Raw genomic sequence first — 16435 nt, 5'->3', positions numbered from 1 at the left:
ATTGATATTTATTCTCAATAAGAGGGGGATACGAGAGCGTCACAACTCCTTCATATTTCGGAGATCTATGCCTGCGAGGATGGTCCTCCCTCAAGGTAGCCCACCTGGGGCCGCTGCGCCCGGTGGGCCAGCACGAGGATCACGACGCCCGCGATCACGAGCGGAAGGCTCAAGAGCTGCCCCATCGTGACGGGCCCCAGAAGGTAGCCAAGCTGCGCGTCCGGCACGCGCACGAACTCCACAAGGAAGCGAAACACTCCGTAGAGCGCGAGAAACGCTCCCATGAAGGTGCCCTGCGGCCGAGGGGGCCGACGTCGGGAGAGCGCCCACAGCGCCACGAAGATGGCGAGCCCCTCCAGGACGGCCTCGTAGAGCTGGGAGGGGTGGCGATAGACGTTGCCTCCGGTCTCGAACATGACGCCCCAGGCAAGGTCGGTCGGCTTGCCCCAGAGCTCGCCGTTCACGAAGTTGGCGCAGCGACCAAAGAAGATGCCGAGCGGGGCGCCGATGACGCCCAGGTCGCAGACCGTGGGAACGGAGATGTGATACTGGTGGCACACGATCGAGCCCCCCACGATGGCACCGATGAGCCCCCCGTGGAAGCTCATGCCCCCGTCCCAGGTGGCCACGATCTCAAGCGGGTGGCTCAGGTAGTAGCCGGCGCCGTAGAAGATCACGTAGAACAGACGGGCACCTATGATGACGCCGAACACGATGCCGATCACGATGGAGAAGACGTCATCGGCAGTAAGGTCAAGCTTCCAGCGCCGCGCGGTGCGATACATCACGACGCCCGCGCAGACGAACCCCAGGAGGTACGCAATACCATACCAGCGCACCGTGAGGGGGCCGAGCGCGAACGCTATGGGATTGAGCGCGTGGTAGAGGTCGTCGAGAAACATGCCAAGCGCCTAGAGGGCGAAGCCCGCAGGCTGGACGCGGGTGACGCCGGGGACGTGCTCGCGCAGGATGCGCTCGATGCCCTCGGACATGTCCAGGCTGGAGAGCGGGCAACCGGCGCAGGCCCCCTGCATCTCGAGGGTGACGATGCCGTCGTCCGAGCAGTCGATGAGCTCGACGTCGCCGCCGTCGGCCTGCAGGCTCTGGCGGATGATGTCGAGGGTCGCCTGGAGAAGCTCACGATTGACAGCCATGGTGGTTCCTTTCTCTGCGCAAAATGGGTGCGCGTGTCAGTCTTCTTCGAGGGGCATCGCTGCCCTGTCATCCATGTTACCCAATGCCCATGAAAAGATGACCGGAGACGGCACCCTGCACGCGCGGGGCCGGCTTGTGCCCGGCCAGGGCCGCGCGAATCGCGCGCACCGTGCGCGCCACCGCGAAGGTGGTCTCGGCGGGGTCCATGATCTGCGCGTCCACGAGCAGGCGGAAGACGCCTGCCTCGATGAGGGCGTCTGCCTGGGGCGTCGCGTCAAGCGGGTGAGAGGCCCAGATGCGCGAGCGGCCGTTCAGGTCCGTGCGCACGGGCAGCAGGTTTGCGTCCCGGTCGCGCAGCGAGAGCCTCCGACGGCGCAGCTCGCAGCGGGCGCAGTCGTTGACGCAGCACCCCGTCACCTGCAGGACGCAGTGCTCGCTCGTCATCGCCCGCTCGCGCCCGAAGACCATGAGGCCCACCGGCACCGAGGCCGCGCGCGCGAGGCGACAGACCTCCTCGAGCGTGAGCTCGCCCGAGAGCCAGACGCCGCGTGCGCCCGCGGCCTCGAGCGCCACGAGGGCGCTCTCGTTGTGCACGGGGATGCAGGAGCGCACCTCGGCCTTGGCGCCACGCTCGGCGGCAAGGGCCAGCTCGGAGACGTTGCCCACCGCGACCGGCGCGCCCGGGGCCGCCCAGGGATCCAGTCGGGCGTGATCGGGCTCGCGACAGACCTCGTCAAGCCAGGCGATGACGCCGGCGGGCCACGTGCCGGAGGCGAGGTCGTCCGCGCTCGCGTAGACGCGCTCGGCCCCGGCGGCCAGGGCCGCCTCGGCCGTCTCCGGCGTGCTCACGAGAGCGCAGGCGCAGGGCTTCTCGGCAGCCGCAGCGCTCGGCTCGGCCACGCCAGCTGCGCAGCGCACCTCTCCCAGACGTCTCGCGACCAGTCCCGCGTCAGGGGCGGGGGCCGTGGCCCCGTCCTTCTCGCGTGCGACGTAGCCTACGAGGAGCGCCTCCTCGAGGCGTGCGCACGCCTCGGCGCGCACCTTGTGGACCGCCGAGAAGCCCATGCCGCAGCCCTCGTCAAGCTCGACCGACCAGTCCTGGGGCTCGAACGGCGACGCTCCCATGCGGCCCACGTGCCCCACGAGGTCGTCGACCGTGACCGGACGGGTCCGGGCCGCCTCCACGGTGAAGCCCTGCACCTCGGCATGCGCCCGTCCGTCCAGGGTCTCGAGCGCGACCGAGAACGGCTTGCCAAGACGTGCCAGCACGTGCACGCGCACCGGACTCAGGCGCACCACGTCCTTGTCGGCGACGCGGGCCGCGTCGTCCAGGGCGCGCTGCGAGCGGATGACGCGCACGGCGCAGCCGGGCTCCATGGCGCGCGGAGCACGACAGACGATGGTCTCGCCCGCCTGGGCGTCAGTCTCGGCGTGCACGGTCAGAAACTGGCTGGGGTCCGCGAGCGGGCGAATCTCCAGGAGGTCTCCCGCTCCCACCGGAGCGTCGAGACGCAGGGTCACGTCGGCGCGCGTCACCCTGCGATGGCGCTCGCGACCCCCGTTGGACCCGCCGCGTCGCACGAGCTCGTCGGCGAGGGGGCGCGACCCCACGACCTCGCCCACGAGCTCCCCGCGGTTGTTCGAGCGCTCGTAGCTCATCATCTCGTTGCCCGAGCGCCCCCAGAGGTAGCTGTCGGTGAAGTCGCGGTTGAAGGAGCGCCTGAGGCGGCGGTCGCGGGCGGCGCGGCGGGCGGGGTCATCCTCGCCCGAGACGACCGCGTCGATCGCGTCCCTATAGGCCCCGACCACGCCCAGGACGTAGTCGGGCGCCTTCATGCGGCCCTCGACCTTGAGCGAGCCCGCGCCCGCCTCGGCCATCTCGCGGATGTGGTCGATCGTGCGGTAGTCCTTGGGACACAAGGGCCGGGTGCTGCCCATGGCCTCGATGGGACGTCCCTCCTCGTCCACGAGGTCGTAGGGAAGCCGGCACGGCTGGGCGCAGAGCCCCCGATTTGCCGAGCGCCCGCCCGCAAGCGAGCTCATGAGGCAGACGCCCGAGTAGCAGAAGCACAGGGCCCCATGCCCGAAGCACTCGAGCTCGACGCCCTCCTGGGCGATGCGGGAGATCTCGGCGAGGGAGAGCTCGCGCGAGAGGGTCACCCGCGCCGCGCCGCGTTCGCGGCACCAGACGACGCCGCGCGCGTCATGGACGTTTGCCTGGGTGGAGACGTGACACTCCATCTGGGGCCACGTGCGCCGGACCTCGGCGAGAAGCCCCCAGTCCTGGATGATGAGGGCGTCGGCGCCCAGAAGCCAGGCGCGACGGACGAGCGCGAGGGCGGCCGGCATCTCGTCGGTCGTCACGACCACGTTGACCGTCACGTAGACGCGCGCCCCCGCCAGGTGCGCGTGCCGGCACGCGGCGGCGAAGGTCTCGTCGTCGAAGTTGCGCGCTCCGCGTCGGGCGTTGAAGTCGTTGCCCAGGCCGCAGTAGATCGCGTCGGCTCCCCCCGCCAGGGCGGCGTTGAACGGCTCGGGCCCACCGGCGGGCGCGAGCAGCTCCGGGACGCCATGGGACTCGAGGAAGGTGGGGCGTCGGGAATGTATATCAAGCTGCGAGACGCCCATCACATGCATTCCTCTCATTAATGACAAGATGGGAAATCTGGCATAAAAGCCATTTTTACGTTTGAAAAAATGGCTTTAATGCCACAAATCAGGACGTAGGGCCCTCTAAAGAAGATTTTGTTCCCTCGTGCGTCGCCTAGACCAGCCTGACGAAGCGACGCTTGCCCACCTGGACGGTGGCCCCGGCCAGATCACCCGCGTCCACGTTGTAGGCCTTGGGCGCCACGGCCTCGCCGTTGACGCGCACGCCACCGCCGTCGATCATGCGCCGCGCCTCGCCCACGGACTTGACCAGGCCCGCGTCGGCGATGAGCTTGGCGAGGTAGACCGTGCCGTCCGCGGACGGCGTCAGGTCCGCCGAGAACTCGGGAACGTCCTTGGGCGTCTCGTGCTTCTTGAAGAGGGCGTCGAAGGCGTCCTGGGCACGCGCGCCTGCACCCGCTCCGTGGTAGAGGTCCACGATGTTGCGAGCAAGCGCGCGCTTGAGCTGGTAGGGGTCGGCCGTGCCGTCCGCGAAGGAGGCGTCGACGCGGTCGATCTCGTCGATGGGGGCCGTGGAGCACAGGCGCCAGTAGAGCGGCGCGAGCTCGTCGGTGATGGACATGAGCTTGCCGAACATGTCGGCCGGCTCGTCGGTGAGGCCCACGTAGTTGCCGTAGCTCTTGGACATCTTCTTGGTGCCGTCCGTGCCCACCAGCAGCGGCATCGTGAGCGCCACCTGCGGCTCCATGCCCTCGGCGCGCATGAGGTCGCGCCCGGCGAGAAGGTTGAAGATCTGGTCGTTGCCGCCCATCTCGAGGTCGGCCTTGATGACCACGGAGTCATAGGCCTGCAGCACGGGATAGATGAACTCGTGCAGGGCGATGGACTGCCCGTTGGCGTAGCGGTTGTGGAAGTCCTCGCGCTCCAGGATGCGGGCCACGTTGAACTTGCTCATGAGGCCGAGCATGTCCGTCAGGTTGAGCGCCTTGATCCAGTCGCCGTTGTGGACGACCGTGGTCCGCGCGGGGTCGAGGACCTTCATGGCCTGGTCGACGTAGGTCTTGGCGTTGGCCTCGACCTGCGCCTCGGTGAGCGGCGGGCGGGTCGAGTCGCGGCCGGACGGGTCGCCGATGAGGGCCGTGCCGTTGCCGATGATGAGGGTCACCTGGTGGCCCAGGTCCTGGAACTGGCGCATCTTGCGCAGGGGGACCGCATGCCCGAGGTGAAGGTCCGGCGAGGTGGGGTCGACGCCGAGCTTGATGTTGAGCGGCACACCCCTCTCGAGCTTCTTCTTGAGCTCGTCCAGAGGGACGATCTGCATCGTCCCGGAGGTGATGACCTTAAGTTGCTCGTCAACTGGCAGCACTGCTCTGTCCTCCATAGGCTCTTCGCGTTCCCAAGCCGCAGACGCGGCCACGCAGCGTACTAGCATAGCGCAGCCGCGCCCGGAAGAGGCCACGACGAGCTGCGCTACCGCCCGTTTTTGGGATGTCGAGAAGCACGATAGACCAGCCGGAGCCTTCCACGTACTCAACACCTCGCGATTCCCCGGACCGGCGCGCAGGTCAGAGCAACTATACTGTTACGACGTTGTAGAAAGGTCTCCCCGCACAGGAGGGGTACATGGGAATCAGGACCCGCAGGGCACGCAGTCACTCGAAGACCCACGTCACCGGCTTCGGCGTCGCAGGCGTGTTCGGATTTATCGCGCTACTCGTTGTCGCACTTGCGCTCTCGATGGGGGCGGTCGTCTCCACGTGGCTCGAGGACCTCCCCGACTACACCTCGGCGGACGCCTACCTCGTGGCAGAGCCCACGCGCGTCTTTGACGCCGACGGCACCGAGATCGCGTCGTACTACCTCCAGAACCGCCGCTCCGTCGACCTCTCCGACATCTCCGACTACGTCCTCAAGGGCACCGTCGACACCGAGGACAAGCGCTTCTACCAGCACAACGGCGTCGACCCCCAGGGCATTCTGCGCGCGGCGGTCGGCCAGCTGGTGGGCAGCAGTGACTCCTCCGGCGGCGGCTCCACGATCACCCAGCAACTGGTGCGCAACACGGTCCTGTCCGACGAGCAGTTCGAGTACTCGCTCAAGCGCAAGGTCCGCGAGGCCTACATCGCCATCCAGATGGAGAAGGAGTACACGAAGGACCAGATCCTCAACATGTACCTCAACACCATCTACTACGGCAACAGCGCCTATGGCATCGAGGCCGCGAGCATCACCTACTTCAACAAGGACGCGAGCGACCTCACGCTCGCCGAGGCGGCGACGCTCGTGGGGCTGCCCAACGGGCCTGGCCTCTTTGACCCCATCACCAACCCCGACGCCTGCCTCGCCCGTCGCAACCTCGTCTTGCAGCGCATGCTCGAGGCCGGCGACATCACCGAGGAGGAGTGCGCGAATGCCCAGGCCGAAGACCTCAATCTGAACCTCGGCACGCTCTCCGACTCTGTGGGCACTTATCCCTACTTCACCGACTACGTAAAGAGCATCCTGCTCCAGGACTTCTCGTCCGACACCGTCTTGCAGGGCGGGCTCAAGGTTTACACCACCATCGACCCCACCTATCAGGCCGCCGCGGAGAGCGCAGTGAACGACCGCATCGCCAACGCCAACAATGACGACATCGCGGGCGCGCTCGTCTCGATCGATAACACGAACGGCTACGTCGTCGCCATGGTGGGCGGCCAGAACTACGGAACCGATACGGACGCGGGAGAGAGCACCTTCAACCTGGCCACGAGCGCCCAGCGCCAGGCGGGCTCGAGCTTCAAGACGTTCACGCTCGTGGCCGCCATGCTGGACGGAATGAGCCCCACGGTCATGCTCAACTGCAGCTCGCCCATGCAGATCACCTCCACCTGGAGCCCTCACAACTACAACAACAACCAGTACGGCGTCATCACTTTGGACCGTGCCACGCAGCTCTCGTCGAACACGGCCTACGGCCAGGTCATCGAGGCCATCGGCGTCGACAAGCTCATCTCGACCGCCAAGCTCATGGGCATCGACTCGACCATCAATCCCTACGACTCCTCGACGCTCGGCTCCTCGGAGGTCACGGTGCTCGAGATGGCCGAGGGCTACTCGACGCTCGCCATGGGCGGCGTCCATCGCGACGCCGTGGTCATCACCAAGATCGAGGACCGCAACGGCAACGTGGTCTATGAGCACTCCGACGACGGCCAGCAGGTCATCGACTCTACCGTCGCCGCAGATGCCACCGAAGTGCTCGAGCACGTAGTCGAGGCAGGCTACACCACGGACTACGTGCATGCCAACTTCAGCGCCAACCAGCCCGTGGCTGGCAAGACCGGCACCTCCGACGAGGCGGACAACCTCTGGTTCTGCGGTTACACGCCGCAGATCACCACCGCCGTGTGGGTGGGCAACATGGCCGAGGGCACCTCGAAGGTCTACTACCGCGGCTCCACCGCCACCACGTCGACCACCTCGCAGCCCATCTGGACCACCTACATGAACGCGGTCCTGTCGGGCGTCGCGCGCGGGACGTTTCCCACCTCCGACCACAAGGCGACCTACAAGGCCAACTCCTCCTGGACCTTCGTGGGGACCTCACAGGCCGTGAACTCCAGCGGCAGCTCCACCACGACGACTCAGACGCAGGAGACCCAGGAGGAGACCACGACGACGACCACGACCGAGGAGCCCACCACCCCGACCACGCCTACGACACCTACGACGCCCACCACACCTACGACGCCCACCACACCTGACTCGAGCGACTCGGACAGCTCAGGCGGCTCCGGCAGCGGCAGCAGTGGCGGCTCAGGCAGCGGAGAGTCCTCTGACAACGGCTCCTCCACTGGTGAGGGGGGCAACACGGGCAACACGGGTAACACGGGCGGCACGGGCACGGGCGCTTAGGCGCAATCCCCTGACGGCTAACGCGTGCTGCTCAGCTTGTCGATAAGTGACTGGAGCGACGCGGCGCGCTCGGCGTCGTCTACGACCACGAGCACGGTGTCGTTGCCCGCCACGGACCCCAGCGCGTGCGCGAGATCGGCGTCGTCGACTGCGGCGGCCACGCCCGAGGCCGTCCCCGGCTGGCACTTCACCACGACGAGATTCTCGGCACGCAGAACGCTCACCACGAACTCGGAGAGCATGCGCTGCAGGTGAAGGTCCTCGGCGAGCACGTAGATGCCCTCGGGCAGCTTGCGCAGGCCCATGTCGGCTATGTCGCGCGAGACCGTCGCCTGCGTACAGGAGAACCCGAGCGCCAGAAGCTCCTGGACGAGGGAGTGCTGCGTGCGAATGGACTTTCCTCGGACGAGCTCCCTGATGGCATCTTGCCTGCTGTTCCTGCGCTTCATCTGAGTGAGCCTTTCAAGGGATTGAACTATCCGGAGAGTACCGCTCCCCGATTATACCTTCGCATGGAAAAGACCACACGGCACCGCTGCCGTATCATGCGAGGAGAAGCATCCCGCAATCATGCATTCGGAGGATCTATGACGTACGGAGATCAGGGCGGGCACGCACGTCCTCACGGCATTTCACACGGCGGCTCCTCGCGCCAGTACGCCGACGGCGCGCGCCCGCGCATCACCGGTCAGGGCAGCTATCACGGGCCACGAGGGACGCAGGCGCGTAAGGGCGGCGTGGGGGGTCGCGGCGCACGGCGCGACGGCGGGAGGGACAGCTATCCGCTTAGGTCGCGTCCCATAAACTTCCGAGGCGGACGCGGGCAGGGGCGCGGCTCCGACCGTCGCCTCATCATCCTGGCGGCCCTCGCGCTCGTCCTCGTGGTTCTCCTGGTCGTGGGCGTCTCGAGCTGCGTGCGTGGGTGCTCCTCCGGCCCGGAAAGCTCAGCCGACACCAACCCGGTGGACTCCCGCGTGGCCGCAGGCGTTTCCGAGGACCTCACCGAGCAGTTCGCGGCCCAGCTCGACCAGAACGAGAGGCTGGCCCACATCGCCGCCTCCGCGAGCGATTACGATGACCAGGGGCTGCTCGAGCTTGCGCTCTCGTGCCCCGAGGCCATCGACTTCGTGGCGGCCTACCCCGAGGCCGAGAAGACCGCCCAGCCCTACGAGGACACCGTGAGCCAGGGGACGGTCCCCCAGCTGTGGTGCTGGGACGCGCGCTGGGGCAGCGTCGACTACGCCGGACGCCCGCTCGCGCTCACGGGCTCCGGCCCCACCGCGCTCTCGATGGCCTACATGGGCCTCGTCGGAAACGCCGACAAGACCCCTGCCGAGCTCGCCTCGCTCGTGAGTGATGCCGGTCTGGCCACGGGTGACTCCGGCATGTCCGCGAGCTTCCTCACGAGCAGCGCCGAGAGCCTCGGCCTCACCTGCACCACCTACACCTCGAACGCCGACAACCTCTCTCACTTCCTTGACACGGGCACCTATCTGCTCGTCGAGGCCAAGGCGAACACCCTGACGGACGCGGCCCATTGGGTTCTTGTCGTCAGCGAGAACGAGGACGGCTCCGTGGTGGTCTACGACCCCACCTCACCCACGGTCAGCGCCCATCCCTGGGCGAGCGCGACCGTGGCGTCGTCCTGCGACACCCTCTATGCGCTCTCCGCCACCTCGACCTCCACAGACGCCACCACCGAGTAGCCGCTCTCTCTCCTTTCGGGTTTGGGTTCGCCAATGGCCCCAAAACAAAAGACCAGGTCATTCTGACCTGGTCTTTTGTGATAGACCCTACGCATCCTCCTAAAATGACAACGCGCCTGATCTTCACGCTGCCGGTAAAAAAGATATAGTTAAACTTCTGCTCAAGCAGCTCGGTGTTTTCCTGATGGCTTCCCAGCACCACGGCGCACCGCTCATCCTCGAAGCAGCGCTTTACCAGCTTTTCTATAACGCCCACGACGGCTGGCGCGTAGGCCGGGAGCTTTACCACGACGCAATTGCCCGCTGCGATCGCGCCAATAAGAGGCGAGAGGCTCAGCATAAAGGGATAGTTCCACGAAGACACGATACGCGCCACGCCAAACGGCTCGGCAATGTCGTAGCACTTTGCGGGAAACGGGAAAGAGCATAAGGGATATTTTCACCCTCTCCCTCTTCATCCATTGAGAAAGATTTCTTATCACGTGCCTCAGCTCGCCCTGGACCTGACCTATCTCGGTTATATAGCCCTCTGTCTCGGATTTGTTCAGATCGGAGGCCATGGCCGCAGCGATCTCCGGCTCCATCTCAGTGATGGCGGCGGATAGCCTTCGCAGCGCCGCCAGTCAAAAGGAGTGCTCCAGCGTTTCCCCCTCATGAAAAACTCTCGCTGCTTGCTCACGAGCTCGGATATGTCCATAGGGCGAGGCTCCCTTGCGCAGCGTGTTCTAGTAAAAGCTATCAGACACTCCCCGTAAAGGAAGCATGCGCTGGATTCTGCGCGCTGCCTTCAGATAGGAACCCAAACACGGAAGGTCACCGGCTGTCGTCGTGATAACCGCCGACGACGGTGAGCTTCTTCAGGGTGCTAGCGCCATGTGGTGAGTCGAGAAAGCCCCGTGTCACGTCATATCCGGCGGACAGTCCATGGTGCTCGCCGTCTTTCCAGTGGTCAGTGACGTCGTAGACCGCCCCGTTCACGGCTATGTAGGCCTTTCGTCCCTCCTTGCCGTCGTAGCGGGCCAGGGTCTCGGGCGTGAACGCATTGGTGTCCACGAGCTCCTGCTCCTCAGTCGTCAGCTCACGGGAAAAACGCTCCTCGGGGCTCTTGGCACCGTTGGAGAAGAATACGTAGTATCCGACCACGACCACGGCAACGATCGCAAGCACGATACCGACAACCTTGACTCTCCGTTTCATCACGCGCTCCCCTCCTTGTTGCCGAGGGCGTCCTGGATGAGCTCGATCTGCGTCGGGCGAACGAGAAGCTCACCGTCGACGAGACCGAACGCTGAGCCCCGAAGCTCCGAATGGCTCGAGGCGCATCCGTGGACACAGCCTATCTTGACCCTGACCCCAGCTGAGCGTCCCTGGGCCTTGAGCTCGTCCACATCAACGTTTGAGCAGCGCTTGCAGACCTTAATCGTCCTTTTCATCGGTTGGTCCCTCCGCCGTGCATCGACTCGGTCACGCCCTACTTCCAGAATCGCAGGGTCAGCCAGACGCCAAGTGCAACCGCTGGCACGAAGCCAATGAATTTGACCATCAGATCCATGCCCGGGAGGCTGTAGACGTAGGCCATCGTCGTAAGCGCCGCCAACCAGATTCCGGCGACGCGTAGAGCAGGCGGAACCATTCCGACCATGCACAGACCGGCGGCGAGCGGCACGATTCCGCCCGTGGCAAAGGACATGAAGTCGGGACTCATCAGGCTGACCGGCACCTTCGTCGCCCCCCAAGCCACGGTCAGAATGCCGCATGCCACGAGGCAGAACCCACCTATGCTCAGACCGTCCATCCCGTTTCCCCTCTCCGTACGTTCCTTTTCCTCGTTCATCATGCCTCCCTTTTCGTTTTTGAATGAATATTTTTTAAAATTCATTCATTTAGTGGTAAGAAAAAAGCGCTCTAGCACCCCATCTCTCTATTCGAAGAGGCCCTTGACGAAGTAGCTCGCAAGGACCTCGAGCGTCGGCCCCAGTCCCGGGAAATCGTCCTCCGAGACATGCGTGTCAACATAGAAGAAGAAGTCGTAGACGTGCAGAGCCTGCTGGATCTTGCCCCCATCGAAGCCCGCCTCGCGCATTCGCTGCGTGAAGGTCTGGACAAGAAACTGATGAAAGGGATAGCTCTTGAGCCCCTCTCGGGACTGGTAGTGCTCGTGCAGCAGCCCGGAGATGGCGGGATTGCCCCACTCGGATAGGATCTTGTTGCGGGAGACAAGGGCGAACGAGCGGGCGAACAGCTGCTCCACCATCTCTGACGGCTCCGCCGACCAGTCAATCTCGTCGCGTATCTGCTGACGCACGCGGTCGTTCTCCTCAATGTAGACGTCGAGAAAGACCTCATCCTTCGAGGGGTAGTAGTTGTAGAAGCTCCCCACGGCCACGTGGGCGCCCCGGGCAATCTTCGCGATACTCGCCGCCTTGTATCCCTTCTCGGAAAAGACCTTTCGCGCCGACTCCTTGAGCGCTCGCCCCTTGTCGTCCACGTCTTTTCTCCTCTTCTGAATGAACAAAGTAGTCTATTCATTCATCATACTAGACGATAACCAGCCTCTGTCAAGGTCGACTCCCAGCCCCCTTAAACCTTGCCGATCCTCCGCATACGCCGAGCCCCTCCCCGTCCCACGCAAGAGTTCTGAGCGCGCAGCGCGAACACTCTTGCGTGGGACGGGGAGGGGCTCTATCGGCCGTGCTACGACAGGATCTTCTCGCTTGCTGCCTGGAGCTTGGCCCTCACGGCCTCGGACTCCTTGCGCGTGGCGCCCTTGGAGAAGAGATAGGCCTTGACCTTGGGCTCGGTGCCCGAAGGACGGAAGATGACCTTGTTGTCGCCCTCGAGGCGGAACTCGAGCACGTTGGCCTCTGGCAGCTCCTGCGCGGCCTCCTTCTGCAGGCCGGACACGCGCGGCATCTGCGCACCGGTAGCGTAGTCGGTCATGCCCTCGACCGCGTAGCCGGCGATCTGGGCGGGCGGGTTCGCGCGCAGGCCGTCCATGAGGCCAGCTATCTTCTGGGCACCGGCCGCGCCGGGGAAGGTCGCGTTGACCGTGCCGTTGAGGTAGTAGCCGTACTTCTGGTAGAGGGCATCCATGGCCTCGTAGAGGTCCATGCCGCGGGAGGCGTAGTAGCTCGCCATCTCGACGCAGAGCATGGTGGCGACGATGGCGTCCTTGTCGCGGGCGTGCGTGCCCACGAGATAGCCGTAGGACTCCTCGAAGCCCATGAGGAAGCGATCCTCCTCGTTGGCGTCCTTGAGGTGGTCGATCTGGTCGCCGATGTACTTGAAGCCCGTGAGCACGCGACGCATCTCGAAGCCCCAGTCGCGGGCGAGGGCGTCAGGCATGGAGGACGAGACGATCGTGGAGACGGCCACCTTGGCGCCCACGTCCTCGCCGGCGTCGGCTGCCATCGTGGCGAGCCAGTCCATGAGCAGCACGCCCATCTCGTTGCCGGAGAGCAGCACGTAGTCGCCCCTGTGCGGAACGGCGGTTCCCATGCGGTCGGCGTCGGGGTCGGTGGCCACGAGCAGGTTGGGCCTGACCTTGTCGGCGAGCTTGAGCCCCAGGTCGAGCGCCTCGCGAAACTCCGGGTTGGGATAGGAGCACGTGGGGAAGTTCCCGTCGGGCTCGGCCTGCTCGGGGACCACGGTCACGTTCTCGACGCCGATCTCCTTGAGGATGCGGCTCACGCACTCCATGCCCGTGCCGTTGAGCGGCGTGTAGACCACGGAGTAGTCGTCGGAGGCCTTGAAGCCGGGAACGGAGACCTTCTTGATCGCGGCGATGAAGCTGTCCAGGACCTCCTCGGGCGTCCACTCGATGAGGCCCTTCTGGAGGCCCTCGTCAAAGTCCATGACCTCCACGGAGAACGGGTCGGCCTCGGCGATGCGCGCGCTGATCTCGTCGGCCGCCTCGTCGGTGATCTGGCCACCGTTGTCGTTGTAGACCTTGTAACCGTTGTAGGGTGCCGGGTTGTGGGAGGCCGTGAGGACGATGCCCGCCGAGACGCCCAGGTGGCGCACCGCGAAGGAGAGCGTGGGCACGGGCTCGATGCGCGGGTACACGTAGACGTGAATCCCGTTTGCCGCCAGGACGCCGGCGGCCACGCGCTGGAAGTCCTCGCCCTTGTTGCGCGAGTCGCGCGCGAGGGCGAGCGTGGGATGCTCGTAGTGGGCGCTCAAGTAGTCGGCGACGCCCTGCGTGGCCTGGGCCACCACGTAGACGTTCATCCGGTTGGTGCCCACGCCGAGCACCCCGCGCAGGCCCGCCGTCCCAAAGGCGAGGTCACGGTAGAAGGCGTCGTTGAGCTTCTCCTCGTTCCCGGATGCCCTCAGGTCCCTGAGCTCGCGGGCGAGGTCGGCCTCGCGCACGTTGTCCTGCCAGCTCTGAATCCTTGCCTCAGTGTTCGCGTCCATAGGCGTGCGTCCCCCGTCTTGCTCGTGGCGCGGGCGTGCCGCGCCAGCCAATCAAACGTTATGGCTGATTCTAGCCGCATGCGCCCAGAAGGTGGCCCGGCTCTACGCGGATGGAGCGTGGTTCTCGCCCGGCGGCGGCTCGGCGCGCCCTTATCCGCGCCTCACCAGGTAGCAGTGGTGGATCTTGGGGCTGCGCGAGAAGTCCTCGGGGATGGTCTGGGCCGTGAGGTCGGTGAGAACCACGCCCGCGCGGCGGAGCTTATCGACGTCAGGCTCGAAGGAGCGCAGGTTGCACGAGAAGAGCGCGCTCCCCTCGCGCGTGAGCAGGCGAGAGACCCCGATGATGAGCTCCGCGTGGTCGCGCTGGACGTCGAAGGACGCCCGACGCATGCGCGACGAGTTGGAGAACGTGGGCACGTCGCAGAAGACGAGGTCCCAGCGGTTGGTCGTGTGGCGCTGCTCCGTGACCCACGCCAGGACGTCGGCCTGAACGAACTCGTGCTCGCGGGCCGTGAAGCCGTTTCTGTCCATGTTGCGCCGAGCCCAGTCGAGCGACGGTCTTGAGAGGTCCACGGTCGTGGTGTGCTTGGCACCGCCGTCCGCCGCGTAGCAGGTCGCGGTGCCCGTGTAGGCGAAGAGGTTGAGGAAGCGCTTGGAGCCGCGGGTCTCCTTCATCATCTCACGCAGGAGCGCGCGGGTGTCTCGGTGGTCGAGGAAGATGCCGCAGTCCAGCCGGCTCGAGAAATTGACCTCGAAGGTGAGGCCCCCCTCGTCCACGAGGCGGGCTCCCAGGGGCAGCTCCACCGCGCCCGGCCGGGCGCGGCGGAGGCCGCGCTGGCCCCGCGCCTCGGAGTCGGCACGCAGCTCGTCGGCGTACTGCGAGCCCCCGCGCGCATGCGTGCGCACGCGCAGGTAGACGTTCTCGGGTGCCACCCTGAGGACCTGCGGGGCCACGACGAGCACGTCGAGCAGGCGACGGTGTGCGAGCTCGAGGTCAACTCCCCGGGGAGGCGCGTACTCGAAGATCTGCAGCCAGCGGCCCGGCGTCTCGGAGCCCTCGTAGAGCTCGATCGACACCGCGTAGTCGGGCAGGTCAGCGTCATAGACGCGGTAGCAGCTCACGTCCTCGCGCCGGGCCCACTTGGCGCGAAGCCGGGCGACCTTGGCCAGGCGCGCGGAAAACTGGTCGGTGGCGGCCACGAGCACGGGAACGCGGGTGTCCGCCACCCTGACCGTCGCGGGGGGCTCCACGTCCACGGAGGCGGCATAGGTGCGCAGGGTGGCCGGGTCGCGGCCCACGATGACGTCGATCGTCGATGCGGGTTCGGCGCGCAGGGCAGCGTCGAGCGAGGTGCCGCGGACGAGCGCGCACATGCGCAGCCCGGCAGCTGCGGAGGCGCTCGAGAGGGCCGTGGCCTCGAGGGACAGCGAGTCCTCGTCCATCCAGGAGAGGTCGCAGGTCACGAGCGGGTCCGCGCCCGCCGCGCGCGCGGCGTCAAGCGCGTCTGCTGCGGGGAGGAACTCCGGCTCGAGCGCGAGCCCCGCCGCGCGCAGCGCCCGACGACAGGCGGCCTCGGCGCCCCGACGGCCGTCGGCGGCGATCAGGGTGAGCGGACGGTCGGAGCCGGCCTCGGCGCGCGCCTGCGCGTCGGCGAGCAGGTGCTCCCATGCCGCCTGATAATGGCCGGCCCAGCCCTCGAAGCCCCAGTGGGGACGTAGGAGGCCCGGTGCACAATCGAGGGCGGCCGTGGCCGCCTCCACGAGGACGCTTCCCTGGCCCGCCCAGAGCGCCACGAGGGTGGGGTCCTGGTGACGTACGTCTCGGAACCACCCGCCTGCCGCCAGGAGCGCGGCGGCGTAGTCCGGGCGCAGCGGGGCCACGCGCTCGGCGGCGCGCGAGTCGTAGCCGCGGTGGAAGAGCGGCTCGCCCGTGAGGTCGATCGAGACCGTGGCGCGCTCTCCCGAGAGGCGCACGCCCACGCGGACGTCCGGGCGCGCCACGTCCACCACAGGGCGCGCGCCGCGTGCCGAGACGAGACCGTCCACGATCGCGTCCTTGGAGCGTAGGGCCACGAACTGCGTGTTTCTGAGCTGGGCGTTGGTGCCGTGCGCGTCCACGGCAAAGGTGGCGCCCGGCTCGAGGTGCTCGATCCAGTCAACCGAGCGCAGGCCCTCGTAGAGGGCGTCGGCGTCCTGTGCGTCGACGCGCGCGAGCACGAGCAGCACGCGCGAGGCGAGCCGCGACCACAGACAGGCCCTGTATGCGTCGGCTAGCTCTCCGCCAAAGGATACCTGGCCACGCAGGGGCCTCACCTGGGGGATACGCAGGCCGGCCAGCTCTTCGGCCAGAATCCGCTCGAACCCCTTGGGACACGTCGCCACAAACTCCATCGGGTCACCTCTCGCCCGTCATCCATCAGTGCGCTCCATTGTCGCACGAACGAGAGGCGCCGTTTCCGGGCAGGCGTCCTTCTCGGCTGGGCCCTCTTCCATCGCGAGCATTCTTGGGCTCCCACACGTTCCATCTCCACTCCCAGTCTGGAAAAGTCACTTTTTGGTCTTCGAACAGGCTTGAAAGTGATTTTTCCAGACTGGGAACAAGCGGACGGGCAAGAGGAGCCCGTAAAGACCGGGCGGGAGCAGCACCGCGG

14 protein-coding genes are annotated in these 16435 nt (G+C 66.2%); 2 read left to right on the top strand and 12 right to left on the bottom strand.

Annotation, left to right across the window (positions count from 1 at the left end; translation table 11 throughout):
- Window positions 1–65: 65 nt before the first annotated feature.
- From lgt to tyrS, 4 genes are all read right to left on the bottom strand, one after another.
- Window positions 66–902 carry a prolipoprotein diacylglyceryl transferase gene (gene lgt / locus INP52_RS02195; protein ID WP_194372025.1) on the bottom strand — a complete coding sequence of 279 codons (837 nt, stop codon included), beginning with the start codon at window positions 900–902 and terminating at the stop codon, window positions 66–68.
- Window positions 903–911: 9 nt separating this feature from the next.
- A complete protein-coding gene (locus INP52_RS02190) occupies window positions 912–1154 on the bottom strand; it encodes a NifU family protein (protein WP_194372023.1) in 243 nt (80 codons plus the stop codon).
- A 76-nt stretch (window positions 1155–1230) separates the two neighbouring features.
- Entirely contained in the window at window positions 1231–3783 is a 2553-nt protein-coding gene (locus INP52_RS02185) for a U32 family peptidase (protein ID WP_194372020.1), read from the bottom strand.
- Window positions 3784–3919: 136 nt separating this feature from the next.
- On the bottom strand, window positions 3920–5131 hold the full coding sequence (gene tyrS, locus INP52_RS02180) for a tyrosine--tRNA ligase (protein ID WP_194372830.1): 1212 nt from the start codon (window positions 5129–5131) through the stop codon (window positions 3920–3922).
- A gap of 257 nt (window positions 5132–5388) precedes the next feature.
- Between tyrS and INP52_RS02175 the strand changes: the two genes are divergently transcribed.
- Window positions 5389–7662: a transglycosylase domain-containing protein gene (locus tag INP52_RS02175; protein WP_194372018.1), complete on the top strand. Its 2274-nt coding sequence runs from the start codon at window positions 5389–5391 to the stop codon at window positions 7660–7662.
- A 17-nt stretch (window positions 7663–7679) separates the two neighbouring features.
- On the opposite strand, the gene INP52_RS02170 is transcribed toward INP52_RS02175, so the two are convergent.
- On the bottom strand, window positions 7680–8111 hold the full coding sequence (locus INP52_RS02170; protein ID WP_194372016.1) for an arginine repressor: 432 nt from the start codon (window positions 8109–8111) through the stop codon (window positions 7680–7682).
- A 138-nt stretch (window positions 8112–8249) separates the two neighbouring features.
- Between INP52_RS02170 and INP52_RS02165 the strand changes: the two genes are divergently transcribed.
- Window positions 8250–9368, top strand: coding sequence for a cysteine peptidase family C39 domain-containing protein (locus INP52_RS02165; RefSeq protein ID WP_194372014.1), 1119 nt, complete (start codon window positions 8250–8252; stop codon window positions 9366–9368).
- On the opposite strand, the gene INP52_RS10120 is transcribed toward INP52_RS02165, so the two are convergent.
- The 7 genes from INP52_RS10120 to rlmKL form a co-directional block, all read right to left on the bottom strand.
- Window positions 9268–9732, bottom strand: a complete 465-nt coding sequence (locus INP52_RS10120; RefSeq protein ID WP_408647698.1) for an aldehyde dehydrogenase family protein — start codon at window positions 9730–9732, stop codon at window positions 9268–9270. The genes INP52_RS02165 and INP52_RS10120 overlap by 101 nt on opposite strands.
- A 449-nt stretch (window positions 9733–10181) precedes the next feature.
- Complete coding sequence (locus tag INP52_RS02155) at window positions 10182–10565, bottom strand: cytochrome b5 domain-containing protein (protein WP_194372829.1); 384 nt, start codon at window positions 10563–10565, stop codon at window positions 10182–10184.
- Window positions 10565–10801, bottom strand: coding sequence for a hypothetical protein (locus INP52_RS02150; protein ID WP_194372010.1), 237 nt, complete (start codon window positions 10799–10801; stop codon window positions 10565–10567). Before INP52_RS02150 ends, INP52_RS02155 begins: the two co-directional genes overlap by 1 nt.
- Window positions 10802–10839: 38 nt before the next feature.
- Window positions 10840–11202: a hypothetical protein gene (locus INP52_RS02145; RefSeq protein WP_228478378.1), complete on the bottom strand. Its 363-nt coding sequence runs from the start codon at window positions 11200–11202 to the stop codon at window positions 10840–10842.
- Between the two features lie 87 nt (window positions 11203–11289).
- Window positions 11290–11856 (bottom strand): TetR/AcrR family transcriptional regulator, encoded by a 567-nt coding sequence (locus tag INP52_RS02140; RefSeq protein ID WP_194372008.1) that lies wholly within the window; start codon window positions 11854–11856, stop codon window positions 11290–11292.
- A 206-nt stretch (window positions 11857–12062) separates the two neighbouring features.
- The gene (locus INP52_RS02135; protein WP_194372006.1) at window positions 12063–13784 is read right to left on the bottom strand and encodes a phospho-sugar mutase; all 1722 of its coding nucleotides are present in this window, start codon (window positions 13782–13784) and stop codon (window positions 12063–12065) included.
- Window positions 13785–13934: 150 nt separating this feature from the next.
- A complete protein-coding gene (gene rlmKL, locus INP52_RS02130) occupies window positions 13935–16175 on the bottom strand; it encodes a bifunctional 23S rRNA (guanine(2069)-N(7))-methyltransferase RlmK/23S rRNA (guanine(2445)-N(2))-methyltransferase RlmL (RefSeq protein WP_194372004.1) in 2241 nt (746 codons plus the stop codon).
- Window positions 16176–16435 lie beyond the last annotated feature (260 nt).

This window comes from Thermophilibacter immobilis (assembly GCF_015277515.1).
Taxonomy (GTDB): domain Bacteria; phylum Actinomycetota; class Coriobacteriia; order Coriobacteriales; family Atopobiaceae; genus Thermophilibacter; species Thermophilibacter immobilis.
The sequence above is the reverse complement of the archived record's forward strand: the minus strand, read 5'-3'. Positions and strand labels throughout refer to the sequence as shown.

Coding starts and splice junctions, on each gene's coding strand:
- INP52_RS02145 (WP_228478378.1), bottom strand. CDS start 11,202: ATGAACGAGGAAAAGGAACGTACGGAGAGGGGAAACGGGATGGACGGT.
- lgt (WP_194372025.1), bottom strand. CDS start 902: ATGTTTCTCGACGACCTCTACCACGCGCTCAATCCCATAGCGTTCGCG.
- rlmKL (WP_194372004.1), bottom strand. CDS start 16,175: ATGGAGTTTGTGGCGACGTGTCCCAAGGGGTTCGAGCGGATTCTGGCC.
- INP52_RS02165 (WP_194372014.1), top strand. CDS start 8,250: ATGACGTACGGAGATCAGGGCGGGCACGCACGTCCTCACGGCATTTCA.
- INP52_RS02175 (WP_194372018.1), top strand. CDS start 5,389: ATGGGAATCAGGACCCGCAGGGCACGCAGTCACTCGAAGACCCACGTC.
- INP52_RS02135 (WP_194372006.1), bottom strand. CDS start 13,784: ATGGACGCGAACACTGAGGCAAGGATTCAGAGCTGGCAGGACAACGTG.
- INP52_RS02170 (WP_194372016.1), bottom strand. CDS start 8,111: ATGAAGCGCAGGAACAGCAGGCAAGATGCCATCAGGGAGCTCGTCCGA.
- INP52_RS02185 (WP_194372020.1), bottom strand. CDS start 3,783: ATGGGCGTCTCGCAGCTTGATATACATTCCCGACGCCCCACCTTCCTC.
- INP52_RS02150 (WP_194372010.1), bottom strand. CDS start 10,801: ATGAAAAGGACGATTAAGGTCTGCAAGCGCTGCTCAAACGTTGATGTG.
- INP52_RS02190 (WP_194372023.1), bottom strand. CDS start 1,154: ATGGCTGTCAATCGTGAGCTTCTCCAGGCGACCCTCGACATCATCCGC.
- INP52_RS02155 (WP_194372829.1), bottom strand. CDS start 10,565: ATGAAACGGAGAGTCAAGGTTGTCGGTATCGTGCTTGCGATCGTTGCC.